The 17,984-nt window shown below is 61.6% G+C and carries 20 protein-coding genes; 19 read left to right on the forward strand and 1 reads right to left on the reverse strand.

Annotated elements, in window-relative coordinates:
* Positions 1 to 85: 85 nt before the first annotated feature.
* The 15 genes from ACIQAL_RS18435 to ACIQAL_RS18505 all read left to right on the forward strand — a co-directional run bounded on the left by ACIQAL_RS18435 (position 86) and on the right by ACIQAL_RS18505 (position 14,295).
* On the forward strand, positions 86 to 787 hold the full coding sequence (locus tag ACIQAL_RS18435; RefSeq protein WP_401148008.1) for a CerR family C-terminal domain-containing protein: 702 nt from the start codon (positions 86 to 88) through the stop codon (positions 785 to 787).
* A gap of 102 nt (positions 788 to 889) precedes the next feature.
* A complete protein-coding gene (locus ACIQAL_RS18440; RefSeq protein WP_401148011.1) occupies positions 890 to 1,294 on the forward strand; it encodes an antitoxin Xre-like helix-turn-helix domain-containing protein in 405 nt (134 codons plus the stop codon).
* Positions 1,288 to 1,980 carry an RES family NAD+ phosphorylase gene (locus ACIQAL_RS18445; RefSeq protein WP_401148013.1) on the forward strand — a complete coding sequence of 231 codons (693 nt, stop codon included), beginning with the start codon at positions 1,288 to 1,290 and terminating at the stop codon, positions 1,978 to 1,980. Before ACIQAL_RS18440 ends, ACIQAL_RS18445 begins: the two co-directional genes overlap by 7 nt.
* Positions 1,981 to 2,108: 128 nt before the next feature.
* Positions 2,109 to 2,810, forward strand: a complete 702-nt coding sequence (locus ACIQAL_RS18450) for a TetR/AcrR family transcriptional regulator (RefSeq protein ID WP_341957699.1) — start codon at positions 2,109 to 2,111, stop codon at positions 2,808 to 2,810.
* A gap of 225 nt (positions 2,811 to 3,035) precedes the next feature.
* Positions 3,036 to 4,094 carry a Rieske 2Fe-2S domain-containing protein gene (locus ACIQAL_RS18455; RefSeq protein WP_401148016.1) on the forward strand — a complete coding sequence of 353 codons (1,059 nt, stop codon included), beginning with the start codon at positions 3,036 to 3,038 and terminating at the stop codon, positions 4,092 to 4,094.
* A complete protein-coding gene (locus tag ACIQAL_RS18460; protein WP_401148018.1) occupies positions 4,081 to 5,040 on the forward strand; it encodes a PDR/VanB family oxidoreductase in 960 nt (319 codons plus the stop codon). Before ACIQAL_RS18455 ends, ACIQAL_RS18460 begins: the two co-directional genes overlap by 14 nt.
* A gap of 101 nt (positions 5,041 to 5,141) precedes the next feature.
* Positions 5,142 to 6,377, forward strand: coding sequence for an FAD-dependent monooxygenase (locus tag ACIQAL_RS18465; RefSeq protein WP_401148020.1), 1,236 nt, complete (start codon positions 5,142 to 5,144; stop codon positions 6,375 to 6,377).
* A 60-nt stretch (positions 6,378 to 6,437) separates the two neighbouring features.
* Complete coding sequence (locus ACIQAL_RS18470) at positions 6,438 to 7,289, forward strand: alpha/beta fold hydrolase (protein ID WP_401148023.1); 852 nt, start codon at positions 6,438 to 6,440, stop codon at positions 7,287 to 7,289.
* Positions 7,276 to 8,319: a 2,5-dihydroxypyridine 5,6-dioxygenase gene (locus ACIQAL_RS18475; protein WP_401148026.1), complete on the forward strand. Its 1,044-nt coding sequence runs from the start codon at positions 7,276 to 7,278 to the stop codon at positions 8,317 to 8,319. The genes ACIQAL_RS18470 and ACIQAL_RS18475 overlap by 14 nt, the downstream gene beginning before the upstream one ends.
* Complete coding sequence (locus tag ACIQAL_RS18480) at positions 8,319 to 8,942, forward strand: isochorismatase family protein (RefSeq protein WP_401148028.1); 624 nt, start codon at positions 8,319 to 8,321, stop codon at positions 8,940 to 8,942. Before ACIQAL_RS18475 ends, ACIQAL_RS18480 begins: the two co-directional genes overlap by 1 nt.
* Positions 8,943 to 9,068: 126 nt before the next feature.
* Entirely contained in the window at positions 9,069 to 10,289 is a 1,221-nt protein-coding gene (locus ACIQAL_RS18485) for an ABC transporter substrate-binding protein (protein WP_401148030.1), read from the forward strand.
* A 144-nt stretch (positions 10,290 to 10,433) separates the two neighbouring features.
* Complete coding sequence (locus tag ACIQAL_RS18490; protein ID WP_401148033.1) at positions 10,434 to 12,380, forward strand: ABC transporter permease; 1,947 nt, start codon at positions 10,434 to 10,436, stop codon at positions 12,378 to 12,380.
* Positions 12,377 to 13,159 (forward strand): ABC transporter ATP-binding protein, encoded by a 783-nt coding sequence (locus ACIQAL_RS18495; RefSeq protein ID WP_166594365.1) that lies wholly within the window; start codon positions 12,377 to 12,379, stop codon positions 13,157 to 13,159. Before ACIQAL_RS18490 ends, ACIQAL_RS18495 begins: the two co-directional genes overlap by 4 nt.
* Complete coding sequence (locus ACIQAL_RS18500; RefSeq protein WP_401148036.1) at positions 13,156 to 13,926, forward strand: ABC transporter ATP-binding protein; 771 nt, start codon at positions 13,156 to 13,158, stop codon at positions 13,924 to 13,926. The genes ACIQAL_RS18495 and ACIQAL_RS18500 overlap by 4 nt, the downstream gene beginning before the upstream one ends.
* Before the next feature lie 63 nt (positions 13,927 to 13,989).
* Positions 13,990 to 14,295, forward strand: a complete 306-nt coding sequence (locus ACIQAL_RS18505; RefSeq protein WP_401148039.1) for a DUF1883 domain-containing protein — start codon at positions 13,990 to 13,992, stop codon at positions 14,293 to 14,295.
* A 156-nt stretch (positions 14,296 to 14,451) separates the two neighbouring features.
* On the opposite strand, the gene tauA is transcribed toward ACIQAL_RS18505, so the two are convergent.
* Positions 14,452 to 15,438 carry a taurine ABC transporter substrate-binding protein gene (tauA, locus tag ACIQAL_RS18510; RefSeq protein ID WP_401148042.1) on the reverse strand — a complete coding sequence of 329 codons (987 nt, stop codon included), beginning with the start codon at positions 15,436 to 15,438 and terminating at the stop codon, positions 14,452 to 14,454.
* 207 nt (positions 15,439 to 15,645) lie between these two features.
* On the opposite strand from tauA, the gene ACIQAL_RS18515 reads away from it, so the two are divergent.
* Genes ACIQAL_RS18515 through ACIQAL_RS18530 form a run of 4 tightly spaced genes read left to right on the forward strand, consistent with a single transcriptional unit; the run spans position 15,646 to position 17,984 of the window.
* Positions 15,646 to 15,924 (forward strand): hypothetical protein, encoded by a 279-nt coding sequence (locus ACIQAL_RS18515; RefSeq protein ID WP_401148044.1) that lies wholly within the window; start codon positions 15,646 to 15,648, stop codon positions 15,922 to 15,924.
* The gene (locus ACIQAL_RS18520) at positions 15,921 to 16,586 is read left to right on the forward strand and encodes an amino acid ABC transporter permease (protein ID WP_401148047.1); all 666 of its coding nucleotides are present in this window, start codon (positions 15,921 to 15,923) and stop codon (positions 16,584 to 16,586) included. The genes ACIQAL_RS18515 and ACIQAL_RS18520 overlap by 4 nt, the downstream gene beginning before the upstream one ends.
* Positions 16,567 to 17,226 carry an amino acid ABC transporter permease gene (locus ACIQAL_RS18525; protein WP_401148050.1) on the forward strand — a complete coding sequence of 220 codons (660 nt, stop codon included), beginning with the start codon at positions 16,567 to 16,569 and terminating at the stop codon, positions 17,224 to 17,226. Before ACIQAL_RS18520 ends, ACIQAL_RS18525 begins: the two co-directional genes overlap by 20 nt.
* Positions 17,223 to 17,984 carry an amino acid ABC transporter ATP-binding protein gene (locus ACIQAL_RS18530; RefSeq protein WP_401148052.1) on the forward strand — a complete coding sequence of 254 codons (762 nt, stop codon included), beginning with the start codon at positions 17,223 to 17,225 and terminating at the stop codon, positions 17,982 to 17,984. Before ACIQAL_RS18525 ends, ACIQAL_RS18530 begins: the two co-directional genes overlap by 4 nt.

Genomic DNA, 17,984 nt, shown 5'->3' on the forward strand with positions numbered 1-17,984 from the left:
AATTTGTATCAGGTGATATAAATTCGTTTCTTCGCCATTTTTTGTCAATCGGTATATTTTGGCGGTCACTGAAAAGGAGCAGCACATGGCACGACACAAACCTGCCGCCGAAGGGGGCTATCAACGGGGTGAAGAGACCCGCGCCCGCCTGATCGAAGCCGCTGTCGCAGTGTTTGGCGAGCGTGGTTACGACGGCGCCTCGACCCGTGACATCGCCACCGCAGCAGGCCTGAATTCCCCGGCCTTGCAGTATTACTTCGACGGCAAGGAGGGCGTGTACCTCGCCTGCGTCGAGCATTTGATCACGCTGCTGTGGGGCAAGATGGGCGCTCCGGTCGAGGCAGCCGAAACGGTGCTGGCCGACGAAACGTCGGGTGACCCGGCGCTGATCGAGGTGTCGCTGGGGATTCTGAGTGCGGTGGTTTCGACGATCCAGGACAGCCCGCAAACCACAGCCTGGCGTGCGTTTCTCGACCGGCATCAGGCCGGGCTGTGCCCGGAAGGGGCCACGAACGCATTCGAAGACCGCTTCAAAAAACGCATCGGCGTGGTCATCCGGCAACTGATCGCCCGCCTGTCCGGGCTGGCCGTTGACGATGAGCGCACGATCATTCATTCCATGGCGCTGTTTACCCAGGGGCTGGCGTTCCGGGTGCAGAAACCCAAGCTGCTGGAAGCGCTGAACTGGACCGCCATTGATCAGCAAGAAATGGAGTTGGTGCGAGACGTGGTGCTGACTCAGGCCCGTTTTACCCTTGAAGGACTCGTCAGGCAGCGGGGCGCGTAGCGGCCTTGAAACCTCGAACGCTCGTCGGACAGCTTCGCCAGAATTTGCATCTGTAGGCGCAATGGATCTAAATTAGCGTCTATAGATCAAGAGGGCACTGTGATGACTGTGGCGCTGCAACAACCGCAACTCTCCCGATCCCAAGGCGTGGTGGGCTTGCGCACGGCCTTGCGGATTCTCGACAAATGGAAGGCCTCCGGCGATCAGGCCTGTCGCATGCTGCGCATTTCTCGCAGCACCTACACCCGGGCTCGGCAGGACGACGCTGATTGGTCCGTGGCGCTGGACCTCGACCAGATGCAACGCATCAGTTTCGTGCTGAACATTCACGCCGCGCTGCGCACCTTGTTCGACAACCCGGACAACGTCTACGGCTTTCCGTCCATGGACAACCACAACCCGTTCTTCAACGGCCGCAAGCCGCTGGACGTGATGGCCCAGGGCGACATGATTTCCCTCTACGAAACCTTCCGCCGGATCGACGCCCTGCGGGGCGCCCAATGGTGAATCCGGACGACTTGCCTGTTCTGCCGGATGAAAAACGGCTCGCCCATCGACTGGTCAACTCCAAATACCCGCCCATCGACCTGTTCAACGACGTGGCCGATGCGGAGGAGTTCGATACCCTGTTTCAGTTCCAGGCCATGACTAACCCACGCCTGTTGAATGAGGTCGGCAGGCTGGAGCTGATTCCTCGTCAGGACATCCCCTTCGGCATTCCCGGATGCTCCTACGCCACCGCCCCGTTCACCCACGTCAATGCCGACGGTTCGCGCTTCAGCGCGGGTGAGTTTGGGGTGTTGTATCTGGCAGACACTGTCGAAACCGCCGTCGCAGAAGTACGGCATCACCAGCAGCAGTATTGGTCCCGAGTCAGCCAGCTCAACTACGAGCGTTTCGTATTCCGCAGCCTGTCTTGCCGTTTTCGGGAAGTCGGCAGCGTCGATGCCACCGTGCTTGCGTCGTCACATCCCATTTACGCCACCGACGATTACAGCGCGTCCCGTGCGTTGGGTGCGGCCCTCAAACACAAGGGCGTGGCAGGGCTGCGTTATCACTCGGTGCGCTCGCCGGGTAATGTGTGTTGGGGGCTGCTCACGCCTCGGCATGTGGCCTCGATCCACCAGAGCGCGCATTACGAAATGATCTGGAACGGTCGGATTACCAGCGTGAGTCGCTTGTCCGGGGCGTGAACGAGCCACTGGCATGATCGCTGCTAGGAATTAAAGAGCTAATCAATTAATTTGTGGGCTCAGGTTTTCAGAGGCTTCAATGGGCCTCTCCCGACATCAAATTCGGCCGCTCAAGGTAACCCGTACCCATGCAGACAATCATTGGCCGTCGTGGCAAAGCCGCTTCTCCCGAAGGGAAGGTCAAGACCAGCAGAAAAGGGCCAGGACGCCCCGAAGGCGCTAGCAATCTGCGCGATGTGATTCTGGATGCCGCCGAGGAGCTGTTCGCCAACCTGGGCTACGCCGGCACCACCATGCGCGAAGTGTCCCAACACGCCAACGTCACCCAGGCGTTGATCAGCTATTACTTCGGTTCCAAATACGGCCTGTTCGAAGAAGTGTTCCTGCGACGCGGCAGCGCGATCTCCGATGAGCGCCTGAAAAACCTCGACACGCTACAAGCCCAGGGCCAAGTGCCGGGGGCGCGGGCGATTGTCGAGGCGTTCTTGTTGCCGACAGTAGTGTTGAGGACTTCCGTGCAGGGGAGACATTTCCTTCGTTTACAGGCGCGACTTCACACTGAGCCGCCTAATATTTCCTACGCGCTGCGGGACAAAGCCTATGGCACGTCCACGCAACGTTACGTCGATGCCTTGAAAGATGCCGTGCCGGGGTTGAGCGATCTGGACGCCAACTGGCGCATCACCTTGATGGTGGGCACCTACTTATATGCGTTCTCGGACAGCCATCGCATGGAAGAGCGCCTGCCGGACGGGCAATACAACCCCGAAGACTGGCAATCGCTGATTCAGCAGGTCACCAGTTTCGTGGTGGGCGGGATGTCGGCGTAACGGGTAACACGTGGGTAAAACGGCACCAGATTGGGGAGCGGCTCCCCAAACGGGTGCGAAGCGTAACGGCGACGAATCGACGGCTTAAATAGAAAATCCATAAGAATCAGGCGGTTGTCACATTTTTTTGCATTTGGCACAGCTTCTGCTATCCATTAATTAAAAGGTTGATTAATTAATTACAGCTTTTGAGTGGTTACACCCAGAAAAAGCAAAGGAGTCGTGATGAACCTGATTGCCGTTTCCTCTTATCAACCGGTCACCGCCGCAGACGGATGCCAAGACCCGGTGCTGCTCAATGACTGGCACGTCGTGGGCTACAGCACCGATTTTGTCGAAGGCACGATTTATCCCGTGCGCCTGCTGGAGCGCGAGCTGATTGTCTGGCGCAGCGCCGACAACCAGATTCACGTCTGGGAAGACCTGTGCATTCACCGTGGCGCGCGTCTGTCCAAAGGCTGGATCAAGAACGACTCGGTGGTGTGCCCGTACCACGGCTGGGAATACAACGGCAGCGGCGCTTGCACGTTGATGCCTGCTGCGCCGGACGAAAAACCGATGAAGAAAGCCCGCGCATTTCCGTACCCGGCGGTGGAACGTTACGGCTTTGTCTGGACCTGCCTGGGCGAACCCGCCTCTGACATTCCGGTGTTCCCGGAGTGGGACAACGACGTGTTCATGAAGGTGCACAGCGGCCCGTACCCTTACGCCGCCAACGGTTTCCGTGCGGTAGAGAACTTCATCGACGCGTCGCACTTTCCGTTCGTGCACGCCGGCCTTAATGGCGTGATGGACAAGCCGGATCGTCTGGAGCCGTACACTGTGGAGGAGGTCGACACCGGCCTGCGTTCTTCCGAAGTGCGTGTGTTCCAGCCGTGGGGCGATGCGCGGGGCAAGCCGCTGGTGGCGTTCTACACCTACCACGCGTTCCGTCCGCTGGTGGGTTACTTCTCCAAACGCACCCAGGATTCCGACGCCGAAGGCAATGTCATCAGCGACAAGTCCGACACCTTCGCGACGCTGTTCACCGTGCAGCCGCTGGATGCGGTGAATTGCATCGTGCGGGTCTGCGCTGCCATGGACGTCAACCCGCGACCGGATGCCGACGCCGTGCGCGCTCGCGCCGACGTGGTGTTTGGCCAGGACCGCGACATCGTCGAAACCCAGCGTCCAGAGCGCATTCCCACCGAGCTGCGTTACGAACTGCACCACCGCACCGACCTCATGGGCCAGCGCTACCGCACCTGGTTGCGCAACAAGGGCATCCAATATGGCGTTATCTGACGGCTTGTTGAGCGTGCGTCTGCGCGCCATCGAATACGGCGCGCCGGGCATCAACCTTTACACCTTCGAATCCCTCGACGGGCAACCGCTGCCGCCTTACGAGCCGGGTGCTCACGTGGACGTGGCGATGGCCCCGGACCTGCTGCGTCAGTATTCCTTGCTGTGGCCGGCAACCGAGCCAAGCCAGTACCGGATCGCGGTGCAACTGGCTGAAGTGGGGAAGGGCGGTTCGCGCAAGCTGCATTTCGAATCGGTGGTGGGCGCGACGTACGAGGTGTCGGCGCCGCGCAATCACTTCCCGCTGATGCCCAGCGACGAAGCGTTTCACCTGTTTGCGGGCGGCATCGGCATCACGCCGATCATCTCGATGTACCAGCAGTTGAAGGCCAGCGGGCGCACGGTGTTTCTGTACTACTGGGCGGCGAGCGCGCAACACATGCTGTTCCATGAAGCGCTGTGTCAGGAAACCGAAGGCGTGCAGCTCTTCCACACCCGTTGCGGCGGAATTGCGCCACCTCGCCTGAAGGACGTGATCGCAAAACTGCCCCATAGCGCCCAGCTTTATTGCTGCGGGCCGCAAGGCATGGTCGATGAGTTTGACCGACTGACGCTGGACCGACCGGAAGCCAACACCCATCGCGAGCGTTTCAGCGCGACGACGGATGCGCTGCAACCCGGCGACAGCTTCCAGGTACGCCTGCAACGCTCTGGGCTGACGCTGACCGTGCCCGCCGAACTGAGCCTGTTGCAAGTCTGTGAATCGGCGGGTGTCGATGTGGCGTATTCCTGCGAAGAAGGGGTATGCGGCGCCTGTGAAGTCAAGGTGCTCAGCGGGCAAGTGGAACACCGCGACACGGTGCTGACGCCCAAACAGCGGGAGCGCAGCGAAAGCATGATGATCTGCTGCTCGCGTGGCGTGGGCGACAGCCTGGTACTCGACCTGTAGCGCTGGAATGCCCGGCGTTTTTTTTGCCATTTAATTAATTGGTTGATCAATTATTACAAGAGGCCGGCGCGTAACACCCTCGCGCGGCAGGAGGAACACCCGTGGACAGAGCATTGCGAGTCGGCATCATCGGCGCCGGTATCGGCGGCGTCACCTTGGCCCGAGCCCTCGAACAGCGTGGCATCGAAGCGCGGATTTTCGAGCGCGCGCCGATGTTCGGCGAAGTCGGCGCGGGCGTGCAGATGACCCCCAACGCGGTCAAGGTGCTGAGTGAACTGGGGCTGGACAATCAACTGAAAACGATCGGTTTTCTGCCCGACGCGATGGTCGGCCGCAACTGGAAAACCGCCCGCGAACTGTTTCGCACGCCGCTTAAAGAATCCTGCCCGGCGCTGTACGGCGCGCCGTTCTATCACGTACACCGCGCCGATCTGCACGCCGCGCTGGCGAGCGACATCAAGCCGGGGCAAGCCACCTTTGGCGCTCATTGCGTAGGCCTTCAACAACTGGGCAGCACCGCCGTGGCGAAATTCGCCGACGGCTCGGAGTTCGAGGCGGACTTGATCGTTGGCGCCGATGGCGTGCGTTCGGTGATTCGCGAGCAACTGTGGGGTGAAGAGGCGGCGAACTACACCGGCCACATGTGCTGGCGTGCGCTGGTCAACGTCGATAAACACCCGCTGCCGTTTGTCAGCCCGGACTCGAGTTTCTGGATGGGGCCCAAAGGCCATGTCGTGACGTATTACGTGAAGGGCGGGTCGATGGTGAACATCGTCGCCGTGAACGAAAACCCATCGTGGGTCGAGGAGTCCTGGAACGCCAAGAGCACGCAGCAGGAATTGCTGGCGGGGTTCGAAGGCTGGCACCCGAACCTGATCGAGCTGTTCAAGCGCACCGACCCCGACGCGATTTTCAAATGGGGGCTGTTCGACCGCGACCCGATGAAGACCTGGTCCAAAGGCAACGCCACGCTGTTGGGTGACGCCGCGCACCCGATGCTGCCGTTTCTGTCCCAAGGCGCGGCGATGGCCATCGAAGACGGTTACGTGCTGGCCCAGTCCCTGGCGTATCACGGCCCGCGCCAATTGCAGCAGGCCCTGCGCGCCTATGAACTGGAACGCCTGCCACGCACCAGTCGGGTTCAACTGGAAGCACGGGAGCGCGGGCGCACCTATCACCTGCCGTCGGCGTGGTCGCAGCTCAAGCGCGACATGGCCTACCGCTGGCGTCAGTTGCTTAACCCGAATGCCGTGGGGATTCAGGCCAACTGGGTCTACGAATACGACGCCCGGGACTGCGAAACCCGTTTCCCACTGGCGCAGAAAATCCCCGCCTGATTGCAATCGCGCAGCCAACGATTGCAGATCGGACAGAACGATAACGGAAGGGGTCATGCCATGAGTCATCTTCGCTACGGCGGCCACGTGCACGCCAACGGGATTCGCCAGCATTATTTGCGTTACGGGCCGCCGGAGGGTGCAGCCGAGGGGCTGGACCCAGTGATCATCGTGCCGGGCATCACCAGCCCGGCGGTCACCTGGGGCTTTGTCGCCGAACGCTTCGCCAGCCGCTTCGACACGTATGTGCTGGACGTGCGCGGGCGTGGGCTTTCGGAATCCGGTGACGCGCTGGATTACAGCCTCGACGCTCAGGCAGCGGATCTGGTCGCGTTCGCCGACGCGCTGGGCTTCGAGCGTTACAGCGTGGTCGGTCACTCGATGGGTGCCCGCATCGCGTTGCGGGCCAAGGCGACCGGCGCCCAAAGCATGGCGCGGATGGTGTTGGTGGACCCGCCTGTTTCCGGGCCGGGGCGTCGGCCTTATCCGGCGCACCTGCCGTGGTACATCGATTCGATTCGCCAGGCCAAGGTCGGCATGAGCGTCGCCGACATGCGCGCTTTTTGCCCCACCTGGACCGAGGCCCAACTGGCCTTGCGTGCCGAGTGGCTGCACACCTGTGACGAGCGGGCAATCCTCGCGAGTTTCAATGGCTTTCACGAAGACGCGGTGGTGGAAAATATCGCCGCCATCGATTGCCCGGCGTTGCTGGTCACGGCCGCCAGGGGCGAGGTGGTCAAGGACGAGGACGTCGCCGAATGCCAGGCGCTGTTACCCACGCTGGCCCATGTGCGAGTCGCGGATGCCGGGCACATGATTCCGTGGGACAACGAGGAAGGTTTCTACACCGCGCTGGGGGATTTTCTCGGCGCGTCATTGAGCGAGGAGGGTGCACGTCATGGCCGTCAGTGATTTCACGATGATCGAGGCCTGGACCCAGGTGTTGCGCCTCTCGAAGTTGCAAGCGGGGCAAGCCGTGACGATCCTCACGGGCGCCGACACCCATCCGCAAACCTTGCGCACCGCGCAGATTGCCTGTCAGTCGCTGGGCGCGGTGATCAGCCGCCTCGACCTGGCCCCGGTCAATGGCGAGCGCTCCCTGAGCCGCGACCCGTTGGCCTATCTGGGCACCACGCCGTTGACCGGCAACAAGCCTGCGATGGCCGCCCTGAAAGCCAGCGACCTGGTGCTGGACCTGATGACGTTGCTGTTCTCTCCCGAGCAGCACGACATTCTCGCCGGGGGCACGAAAATTCTGCTGGCGGTCGAGCCGCCGGAAATTCTTGCGCGCATGGTGCCGACCGAGGCAGATCGCACGCGGGTCATGGCCGCTGCGGCGAAGATAGAGGAGGCCAGCCGGATGACCGTCACGTCGCCTGCCGGAACGTCACTGTCCTGTCCGCTGGGCGAATTCCCGGCGATCAGTGAATACGGCTTCGTCGATACGCCGGGGCGCTGGGATCACTGGCCGAGCGGCTTCGTGCTGACCTGGCCCAATGAATTGCAGGCCAGCGGCACCATCGTCATCGACCGGGGCGACATCCTCTTGCCGCACAAAAGTTATGTGCAGGACCCCATCGTGCTGACCGTCGAGGCTGGCTACGCCACGCGCATCGAAGGCGGCGTCGACGCGGCATTGCTGCGCGATTACATGGAAAGCTTCGCCGACCCGGAGGCCTACGCCATTTCTCACATCGGCTGGGGGCTGCAACCCCGGGCGCGCTGGTCAACGCTGGGGCTGCTGGATCGCGAAGCACACATCGGCATGGATGCGCGGGCGTACGAGGGCAATTTCCTGTTTTCACTGGGGCCGAACAACGAGGCGGGCGGGTCGCGGACGACGGCGTGTCACATCGACATTCCCCTGCGCGGCTGCACGGTTTCACTGGATGACCGGGTGGTGGTCGAGGCAGGCAAGGTGATCAACGAGGAGCAGGTCTGATGAGCAACGATCTTGAAAGCTACCAACGTCAGGGCTTCGGTGCCGACATGGCGCTGCCCGCGCCTTACGCGCTGCTGATCGTCGATCTGGTGGAAGGCTTTGCCGACCCGGAGATCTTCGGCGGCGGCAACATTCCCCAGGCCATCGCGCAGACCGAACTGTTGCTGGCCCACGCACGGGCACAGGGCTGGCCGGTTGCCCATTCGCGGATCGTTTTTGCCGACGACGGGGCGGACGCCAACGTGTTTTCTCTTAAAGTGCCGTCAATGCTCACCCTGACCGAACACGCACCCCGCAGCGCCATTGTGGCGCAGCTGACCCCCGTGGCAGGCGAGTTGGTGGTGCGCAAAACCTTGCCGTCTGCATTCTTCGGCACCGATCTCGCCGCATGGCTGACGTTCAGGGGCGTGCGCACGCTGCTGGTGGCGGGCGCGGTCACCAGTGGGTGCGTGCGGGCGAGTGTGCTCGACGCGCTGAACCACGGATTCCGGCCCTTGGTGGTCAGCGACTGTGTCGGAGATCGAGCCATCGGCCCCCATGACGCCAACCTGTTCGACCTGGCGCAGAAGTACGCGGTGGTCAAGCCGATGACCGAAGCGCTGACGTTGCTGGACAACGCCTGACCCTACAACAAGCCAATCTGGCACACGCGTTGCTATTTAATTAACTGCCCGTTTAATAACGGTGGTCCGAGCCTGGAACGCCCTAATGCTGTGCAAGCCTTTCACCTGATCAGCTTGGAGAACACCATGAACATGCGTGCACGTTTCACGAAATCGAACCTGTTGGCGGGCGTGATCGCCTTGATCGTCAGCGGCGCCGCCTGGTCGGCGGACACCATCAAGATTGGCGACATCAACAGCTACAAATCCCAGCCGGTGTTCACCGACGGCTACAAGAAGGGCATGGAACTGGCCGTTGAACAGATCAATGCGGCAGGGGGTGTCAACGGCAAGCAACTGGAGCTGATCACCCGTGACGACAATGCCAACCCGGGCGACGCGATCCGTCAGGCCGAAGACCTGATCAACCGCGAGCACGTCGATGTGCTGGCCGGTGCGTTCTACGCCCATATCGGCACCGCGCTGTCGGACTACGCCAAGCAGAAAAAACGTTTCGTGCTGATCACCGAAGCCCTCAGCGACAACATCGTCTGGAGCGCGGGCAACCGCTACACGTATCGCCTCGATGCCTCGACCTACATGCTGACCTCGGCGCTGGTGGACGAAGCCGTCAAGCTGCACAAGAAACGCTGGGCGCTGGTGTACCCCAACTATGAGTTCGGGACCGCGGCGGCCAGTGCCTTCAAGACCTTGCTCAAGGCCCGTCAACCCGATGTGGAATTCGTGACCGAGCAAGCGCCACCGTTCGGCAAGGTCGATGCGGGCAGCGTGGTGCAGGCGCTGGTGGACTCGAAACCGGATGCGCTGTTCAACGCATTGTTCGGGGCTGACCTGGCGAAGTTCATTCGCGAAGGCACCACCCGCAGCTTCTTTGGCGAGCAACTGCCGGTGCTGAGCATCATCACCGGTCAACCGGAATACCTGGAGCCGCTGAAGGACGAGATTCCGCCGAACTGGACCGTCACCGGCTACCCCTGGTACAGCATCGACACCCCGGCGCACAAAGCCTTCGTTGCGGCGTATCACGCCAAATACGGCACCGAGAACCTGCGCTTCGGCTCGGACATCGGCTATTCGGCGATCCAGTCCATCGCGGCCGGGATCAAGGCGGCGGGCGGCAAGACGGACTCCGAGTCTTTGGTCGATGCGTTCAGCGGCCTGAAGGTCAACACCCCGGACGGCCCGCTGGAATACCGCAAGATCGACCACCAGGCGACCTGGGGTCTGTACGTCGGCAAGCTGGCGGTCAAGGACGGTGCGGGCGTGATGGTGGATTACACCTTCAAGCCGGGCGACACCCTGCTGCCTTCCGATGATGACGTGCGCAAGTTGCGTCCGGCCGAGTGATTCGTGGTGGGTGATTCTGCCCGAAGGGCGTAGCAACACGTCTTGCTGGCGGTGGTGATCTTACGGACGCTACTGCCGTCAAGCCGTGTTGCTACAGCGATCGACGCAACAGCTACACCGTTCCACCTCCAGATCGAGGGCGTCATGGACTTTTCAGCGTTATTTTCACAGTTACTCAACGGCTTGGCCGAAGCGTCGTCGCTGTTTCTGGTGGCGGCGGGGTTGTCGCTGATCTTCGGCGTGACCCGCATCGTCAACTTCGCCCATGGCTCGTTCTACATGCTCGGGCTGTACATCGCCTATTCCATCGTCGAACACCTCATGGGGTCGATGGGCGCGGCCGGGTTCTGGCTCGGGTTGGCGCTGGCGGCGATTTCCGTGGGCCTGATTGGCGCTGTGGTGGAAATCGTTCTGCTGCGCCGCATCTACAAGGCGCCGGAACTGTTCCAGTTATTGGCCACATTCGCCCTGGTGCTGGTCATCAACGACGCGGTGCTCGGCTATTGGGGCGCGGAAGAACTGCTCGGTCGTCGTGCACCGGGGTTGTCCGGCTCCATCGATATTCTGGGGCGTCAGTTCCCCACCTATAACTTTTTCCTGATTGCCATCGGGCCGCTCGTGCTCGGTCTGGTGTGGCTGTTGCTGGTGCGCACCCGCTGGGGCGTGCTGGTCCGCGCGGCGACTCAGGACCGGGAAATGCTCGGCGCCCTCGGCGTCAATCAGGCGTGGTTGTTCACCAGCGTCTTCGCGTTGGGCGCGATGCTGGCGGGGCTCGGGGGCGCGGTGCAGTTGCCCCGCGAACCGGCCAGCCTTTCCCTCGATTTGCGCACCATCGGCGAGGCCTTCGTCATCGTGGTGGTGGGCGGCATGGGTTCGTTGCCGGGGGCTTATGTCGCGGCCCTGCTGATCGCCGAAATCAAGGCGCTGTGCATCGGCTTGGGGTCGGTCACCCTGTTCGGCATCAGCGTGTCGTTCTCCAAACTCACGCTGGTGATCGAGTTCCTGGTCATGGCCGTGGTGCTGGTGATCCGGCCGTGGGGCCTGATGGGCAAACCGCAAGCCACCAGCCGCAACTCGGCGCCGGTAGAAGCCCCGATGCGACCGGGTTCGACCTCGTTCAAATGGCTGGTCGGTGTGGTGTTGCTGGTATTGGCCGTGCTGCCACTGCTCTCGACCTGGCTGCCCTATGCCAGCGTGCTGACTCAAGACGTGTTGGTGACCGTGCTGTTCGCGGTGAGCCTGCACTTCATCATGGGCCCCGGTGGCATGCACTCGTTCGGCCATGCCGCGTACTTTGGGCTGGGAGCGTACGGCGCAGCGATTCTGTTCAAGGTGCTGACGATGCCCATGCCGATGGCCTTTGCTTTCGCGCCGCTGGTGGCGGGGTTGGGCGCGTTCGTCTTCGGCTGGTTCTGCGTGCGCTTGTCGGGGGTGTACCTGGCAATGCTGACGCTGGCGTTCTCGCAGATCGTCTGGTCGGTGGTATTCCAGTGGGAGGACGTCACCGGCGGCTCCAACGGCATCACCGGCATCTGGCCGTCGGCCTGGCTCGACGGCACGCGCTATTACTACCTGACGCTGATTTTAGTGGCGGTGAGTATTTTTCTGGTCAGACGCATCCTGTTCGCGCCGTTTGGCTACAGCCTGCGGGCGGCGCGGGATTCAGCCTTGCGCGCCGACGCCATCGGCATCGACGTCAAACGCGTGCAATGGCTGGCGTTCGTCATCGCCGGGGTGTTCGCCGGACTGGCGGGCACTCTGTACATCTTCTCCAAGGGCAGCATCTCGCCGGACGCCATGGCGGTCGGCAAGTCGGTGGACGGGCTGGTGATGGTCCTGCTCGGCGGCATTCAGAACCTGCTGGGTCCGGTGGTCGGCGCCAGTGTTTTCAGCGTCTTGCAGGACTCGATCATGCGCGCCACCGACTATTGGCGGGCGGTGTTTGGCGGCGTGATCCTGCTGCTGGTACTGGTCTTTCCGCAGGGCATCGCCGGGTTCTTTCAACAAGTGGGCGGGTGGTGGCACGCGTGGCGATCCCGGTCGCCGACGCATGAGTCGAGCGCCGCAACGGTGATGGAGAAACAGGCATGACGCTTCTGCAAGTACGTGACTTGAACAAGTCCTTCGGCGGCGTCCGGGCCGTTGACGGCATCAACTTCGACCTGCACGAAGGCGAGCTATTGGCCTTGATCGGCCCCAACGGCGCAGGCAAGTCGACCACCTTCAACATGGTCGGCGGGCAGCTCAAGGCCTCGGGCGGTTCGATCCGTCTGCTGGGTCAGGAACTGGTGGGCAAACGCCCGCGAGACATCTGTCGCATGCAGGTGGGCCGCACCTTCCAGATCGCCGAAACCTTCGCCTCGCTGACCGTGGTGGAAAACGTGCAGATGGCGTTGCTTTCCCATCACGGCAAAGGCTTTTCGTTGTTCACCTCGGCGCGCAAACAGTACCGCGAAGAGGCCATGGACTTGCTCGCCCAAGTCGGCATGCAGCGGCACGCCGAACGTCCGTGCAGCGAACTCGCGTACGGCGACGTCAAGCGGGTGGAACTGGCAATGGGCCTGGCCAACGACCCGAAACTGCTGCTGATGGACGAACCCACGGCGGGGATGGGGCCGGAAGAACGCAACGACCTGATGGCACTGACCAAGCGGCTGGTGGTGGAGCGCAAGATGGCCGTGCTCTTCACTGAGCACAGCATGGACGTGGTCTTTGCCTACGCCGACCGGATGATCGTCCTGGCCCGTGGGCGTTTGATTGCCGAGGGCGACGCGCAGTACATCCGCAATCACCCGAAGGTGCAGGAAGTGTATTTCGGTACCGGCAAGACGTTCGAAAACGAAATCGCTCAGTCGCAGGTGCAGGTATGAACGCAGTGCTGTCCACGCAACGCCCGGAGGCCGCTTCAGTCGGTGAATCGCTCCTGGAAGTCACCGGCCTCAACGCTTGGTACGGCGCGGCCCAGGTGCTGTACGACCTGAATCTCAACGTGAAACGCGGCGAAGTCGTGGCCTTGATGGGGCGCAACGGCGCGGGCAAGTCCACCACGTTCAAGGCGTTGATGGGCATGCTGGCGCGGCGTCAGGGTGGCATTCACTTCATGGGGCAGGACATCTCGGCGCTGGCGCCCTTTGAGCGGGCGCGGCTGGGGCTGGGGTTCGTCCCTGAAGACCGGCGCGTGTTCACTCACCTGACCGTGACCGAGAACCTGGAAGTGGGGCGTCAGGCCAACCGGCATTGGCCGGACGGCACCGAGGCACTGAACTGGACGCCGCAACAACTGTTCGAGTTCTTTCCCAACCTCGGCGCCATGCAGGACCGGCCGGGCGGGCAGATGAGTGGCGGCGAGCAGCAGATGCTGACCGTGGCGCGCACGCTGATGGGCAATCCGTTTCTGATCCTGCTGGATGAGCCGTCAGAAGGGGTCGCGCCAGTGATCGTCGAGCAGATGGCGCACATGATCCTGGCGTTGAAAGCCAAGGGCGCGAGCATTCTGCTGTCCGAGCAAAATTTGCACTTTGCCGGGCTGGTGTCGGACCGGGCCTACGTGCTGGAGAAGGGGCTGGTGCGCTATGAGGGCAGCATGGCGGAACTGGCGGCGAACGAGGCGGTGCGCAAGGCGTACCTGACGATGTAGCCGGGGAGCGGGGCAGGCCGCCGTGATATTCTCGCGGCTTGTCTGTCCTGTCTGTGGTTCCCCATGAAATACATCCATCAGCGCGAGCACCTCAATGAAGGTGACATCGTGGTCATCGAGTCGTCGGGCGTGTGCAACATCCGGCTCATGAGCGACGCCAACTTTCGCAGCTTCAAGAACGGCGGCCGGCACACCTACCACGGCGGCGCGTTCGACCGGTTCCCCGCGAAAATCGTCGTGCCGAGCAGCGGGTTCTGGAACATCACGCTGGACACCGTGACCAAACGGGCCATCAGCGTGACGCGCAAGCCCAACATCAAGCATTCGATCAAGATCGTCAGGCGGTCCTCGGGTGGAATGCCTCGATAACCTTGTGGGCGCCCTACAACAGAGCTGTGGGAGCGAATTCATTCGCGAAGGTGGGTCAGGCAATGCCGATCCATCGACCAAACGGGCCTCTCGCGAATAAATTCGCTCCTCCAGGAATCACCGTCGCCGGCATTCCTCGATTGTGGAAGCGGTCACCTATTTGGCAATGAACTGCTCACTCACATACGCCGAATAATCCGGCAGTACGCTTTCAATCTTCCCCTGATCCTTCAAAAACTCCGCCGTCTTGGCAATCGCCGTCACGGTTCCGCCACCCAACAATTCAGGCGATTTCTGTTCTGCCGCCGTGGGGAAGTGCGAGCCGTCCAGCAACTCCGGAACGTCCGCTGCATTGGCACCGGTGAACCGCGCAATGGTCTTGACCGGCGTGGAGTCGGCCGTCCACTCGCTACGATGGGCTGTGTAATCCGCAATGGCGGCCAGACTGACCTTGGCAAAACTGGCGACGACGTCCGGGTGTTTCTCGGCAAAATCCTTGCGTGCCACCCAGACTTCAAACGTCGGTGAACCCCACTGCGACACCTGCCCGGCGTCGGTCAGAATCTTGCCGGACTTGCGGATTTCGCCCAACGCAGGCGACCACGTGAACGCGCCATCAATGTCGCCACGTTTCCACGCTGCCGTGATCTGCAACGGGGTCAGGTTGAGGATGGTGACTTTCTTCGGATCGATGTTCCAGTGCTTCAATGCGCCAAGGAGGCTGTAGTGCGAGGTGGACACGAACGGCACGGCGATTTTCTTGCCGATCAGGTCTTCCGGTTTGTCGATGCCGCTGCCATTACGCACCACCAGCGCTTCGGAACTCTGAATCTGCGAGGTGACGATGAACGCCACCAGCGGCACTTTCCTTGACGCCGCCGCTGCCAGCGGACTCGACCCCAAATTGCCGATTTGCACGTCACCCGAGGCCATCGCCGCGATCACCGCAGGGCCCGCGTCGAACTGGCGCCAGTCGATTTTCTGGCCGATGGCTTTTTCGTACTCACCGTCGGCGATGGCGCGCTTCACCGGGTCGATGCCGGTGATGTAGCCGAACGTGAGGTCAGCGGCCTGGGCGGCCATTGAGAACGCAAACACGCTCAATGCCAAAGAGAGAGGGGCCGTCCAATGTGTCTTGATCATGGGGGTCGATGCCTTGGTTGAAAGTCGGCGCCGGTCACAGCGAACGGCGGTCAGGCATGGAGCATAAGGTTCTATTAATTTTGTTTTAAATATCATTTTGGCATTAGCTTAGGCGTGTCTGCTGGCCGAATCATACGCCTTTCACGGCGCCGCCGAAGCGGTCGGCTAATGACGTTCAGCGGCTATAGATGGCGCGAAGTTCGCATAATGCTATCGATCGACCTTTCAAACTTGAAAGACGGCTCGCCTGCTGTTGCTCCAGCAACACCGCCCGAACAAAAATGCTTTAAAACAGACAGTTACGTCCATCATTCGACGTCTGCAGGCCTTGAAAACGGCGCTAATGACGCATGGCACAAAGCCTGCAATCCCCAGAATCCATCCCGCGATGCGCTGCCCGGCGCGTTGTGTCTGATCGTTCAGGAGTGTCCGTTGTTGTCTTTCCCTGCGTCCTGGGGCTGCCTGCCCTCGCGTGAATCGCCATGAATTTCGATGTCGATTTTGCGCTGTCCACCTTGCCCGCGTTTCTCGTCGCGGTGGGGGTCACCCTGCAAGTCGGGTTGATCGCCATCGCCACCTCGTTGTGCGTCGCCTTGATCAACGCCGCCATCGCCGTATTCGAAGTGCCCGTGCTGCAACGCCTGGTGCGCTGGTACGTTGAACTGGCGCGGAACACGCCGCTGTTGATTCAACTGTTTTTCATCTACTTCGCGCTGCCGAGCATCGGCATCCGCATCTCCGGATTTGCCTCGGCAATCATCGCCATGACCTTTCTCGGCGGGGCGTACCTCACGGAAATCCTCCGGGCCGGTGTCGCGGCGGTGCCCAAGGCGCAGATCGAATCGGGGCTGTCGATTGGCCTGTCGCGCTGGCAGTTGCTGCGTCATGTGATCCTGCCGCAAGCGGGCATCCTCAGCCTGCCTGCATTGTTCGCCAACTTCGTGTTCCTGCTCAAGGAAACCACCGTGGTCTCGGCGGTGGCTGTGCCCGAGATTCTGTACACCACCAAAAACTACATCGCGTTGTACTACAAGACCTACGAAATGCTCGCGGTCATGACCGGTCTGTGCGTGCTGCTGTTCGTGCCGCTGTCGCTGTTGCTGCGCGTGATTGAAAGGAGGCTCCAGCATGGCCAGTTCGGGTCTTGAGTTGCTGTGGGTGTCGGCACCGCAATTGCTGACGGGGATCGGTCGCACGCTGGGCATTTCCGCGCTGGCCATTGTGTTCAGCAGCGTCGGCGGCCTGGCGTATGGCGTGCTGCGCAACCTGGGCATTCGCTGGCTGGACACGATCCTGCTGATTTACCTGGAAGCGTTTCGGGCGATTCCGGTGCTGGTGTGGCTGTACCTGTTCTTCTTCGGCTTGCCGATCTTTTTCGGCTGGAGCATTCCGGGCTTCTGGTGCGCGGTGCTGGTGTTGTCCCTCTGGGGCATCAGCGAAACCGGCGAAGTGGTGCGCGGCGCCTTGCGTTCGATCCCCCGTGGTCAGCGCGAGGCCGGTCTGGCCATCGGTCTGGGTTTGCCCGGTTTGTATGGCCGGGTCTTGTTGCCCCAGGCCTTGCAGCGCATGACGCCGCCGATGATCAACGTGTTCACCCGCATCATCAAAACCAGCTCGCTGGCGGTGCTGATCGGCGTGGTCGATGTGATCAAGATCGGCCAGCAAATCATCGAGCGCACCTACGAATCGGTGCTGATCTACGGCTTCCTGTTCCTGTTTTTCTTTCTCGTCTGCTACCCGTTGTCAGCCGCATCTCGTGTGCTTGAGCGACGCTGGAGTCACGCATGAGTGCATTGATAGAGCTGTCCGGTTTCAGTAAACGTTTTGGCGATGTCCCGGTGTTGCAGGACGTCGATCTCCAGGTCAAAGAGGGCGAGGTGCTGGTCATTCTCGGCCCCAGCGGCTGTGGCAAAAGCACCTTGCTGCGTTGCCTGAACGGGCTCGAAGCGGGCCACGCCGGGCACTACCGTTTCATGGGGCGCGAGCTGGCGGCCAACACCGACTGGCGCCTCGTTCGCCAGCAGATCGGCATGGTGTTCCAGAGCTATCACCTGTTTCCGCACATGAGCGTGCTGGACAACATTTTGCTGGGCCCGGTCAACGTGCAGAAACGCCCGAAGGCCGAGGCGCGGCAGCAAGCCGAAACGCTGTTGGCGCGGGTCGGCCTGCTGGACAAACGCGACGCCTTTCCCCGCGAGTTGTCCGGTGGCCAGCAGCAACGCATCGCCATCGTCCGTGCGTTATGCATGAACCCCAACGTCATGCTGTTCGACGAAGTGACTGCTGCCCTCGACCCCGAAATGGTCAAGGAAGTGCTGGAGGTGATTCTCGACCTCGCGCGCAGCGGCATGACCCTGTTGATCGTCACCCACGAAATGGCCTTTGCCCGTGCGGTGGCGGACCGGGTGCTGTTCATGGACGGTGGCCGCATCGTCGAACAGGCCGACCCCGAAACCTTCTTCAGCTCCCCGCAGACCGCACGCGCGCAGCAGTTTCTGGAGAAATTCTCCTACGTAGAAAATATGCCTAAAAGGAATGCACCGTGA

Origin of the sequence: Pseudomonas sp. NPDC088368 (assembly GCF_044753445.1) — a bacterium.
Classification (GTDB): domain Bacteria; phylum Pseudomonadota; class Gammaproteobacteria; order Pseudomonadales; family Pseudomonadaceae; genus Aquipseudomonas; species Aquipseudomonas bambusae.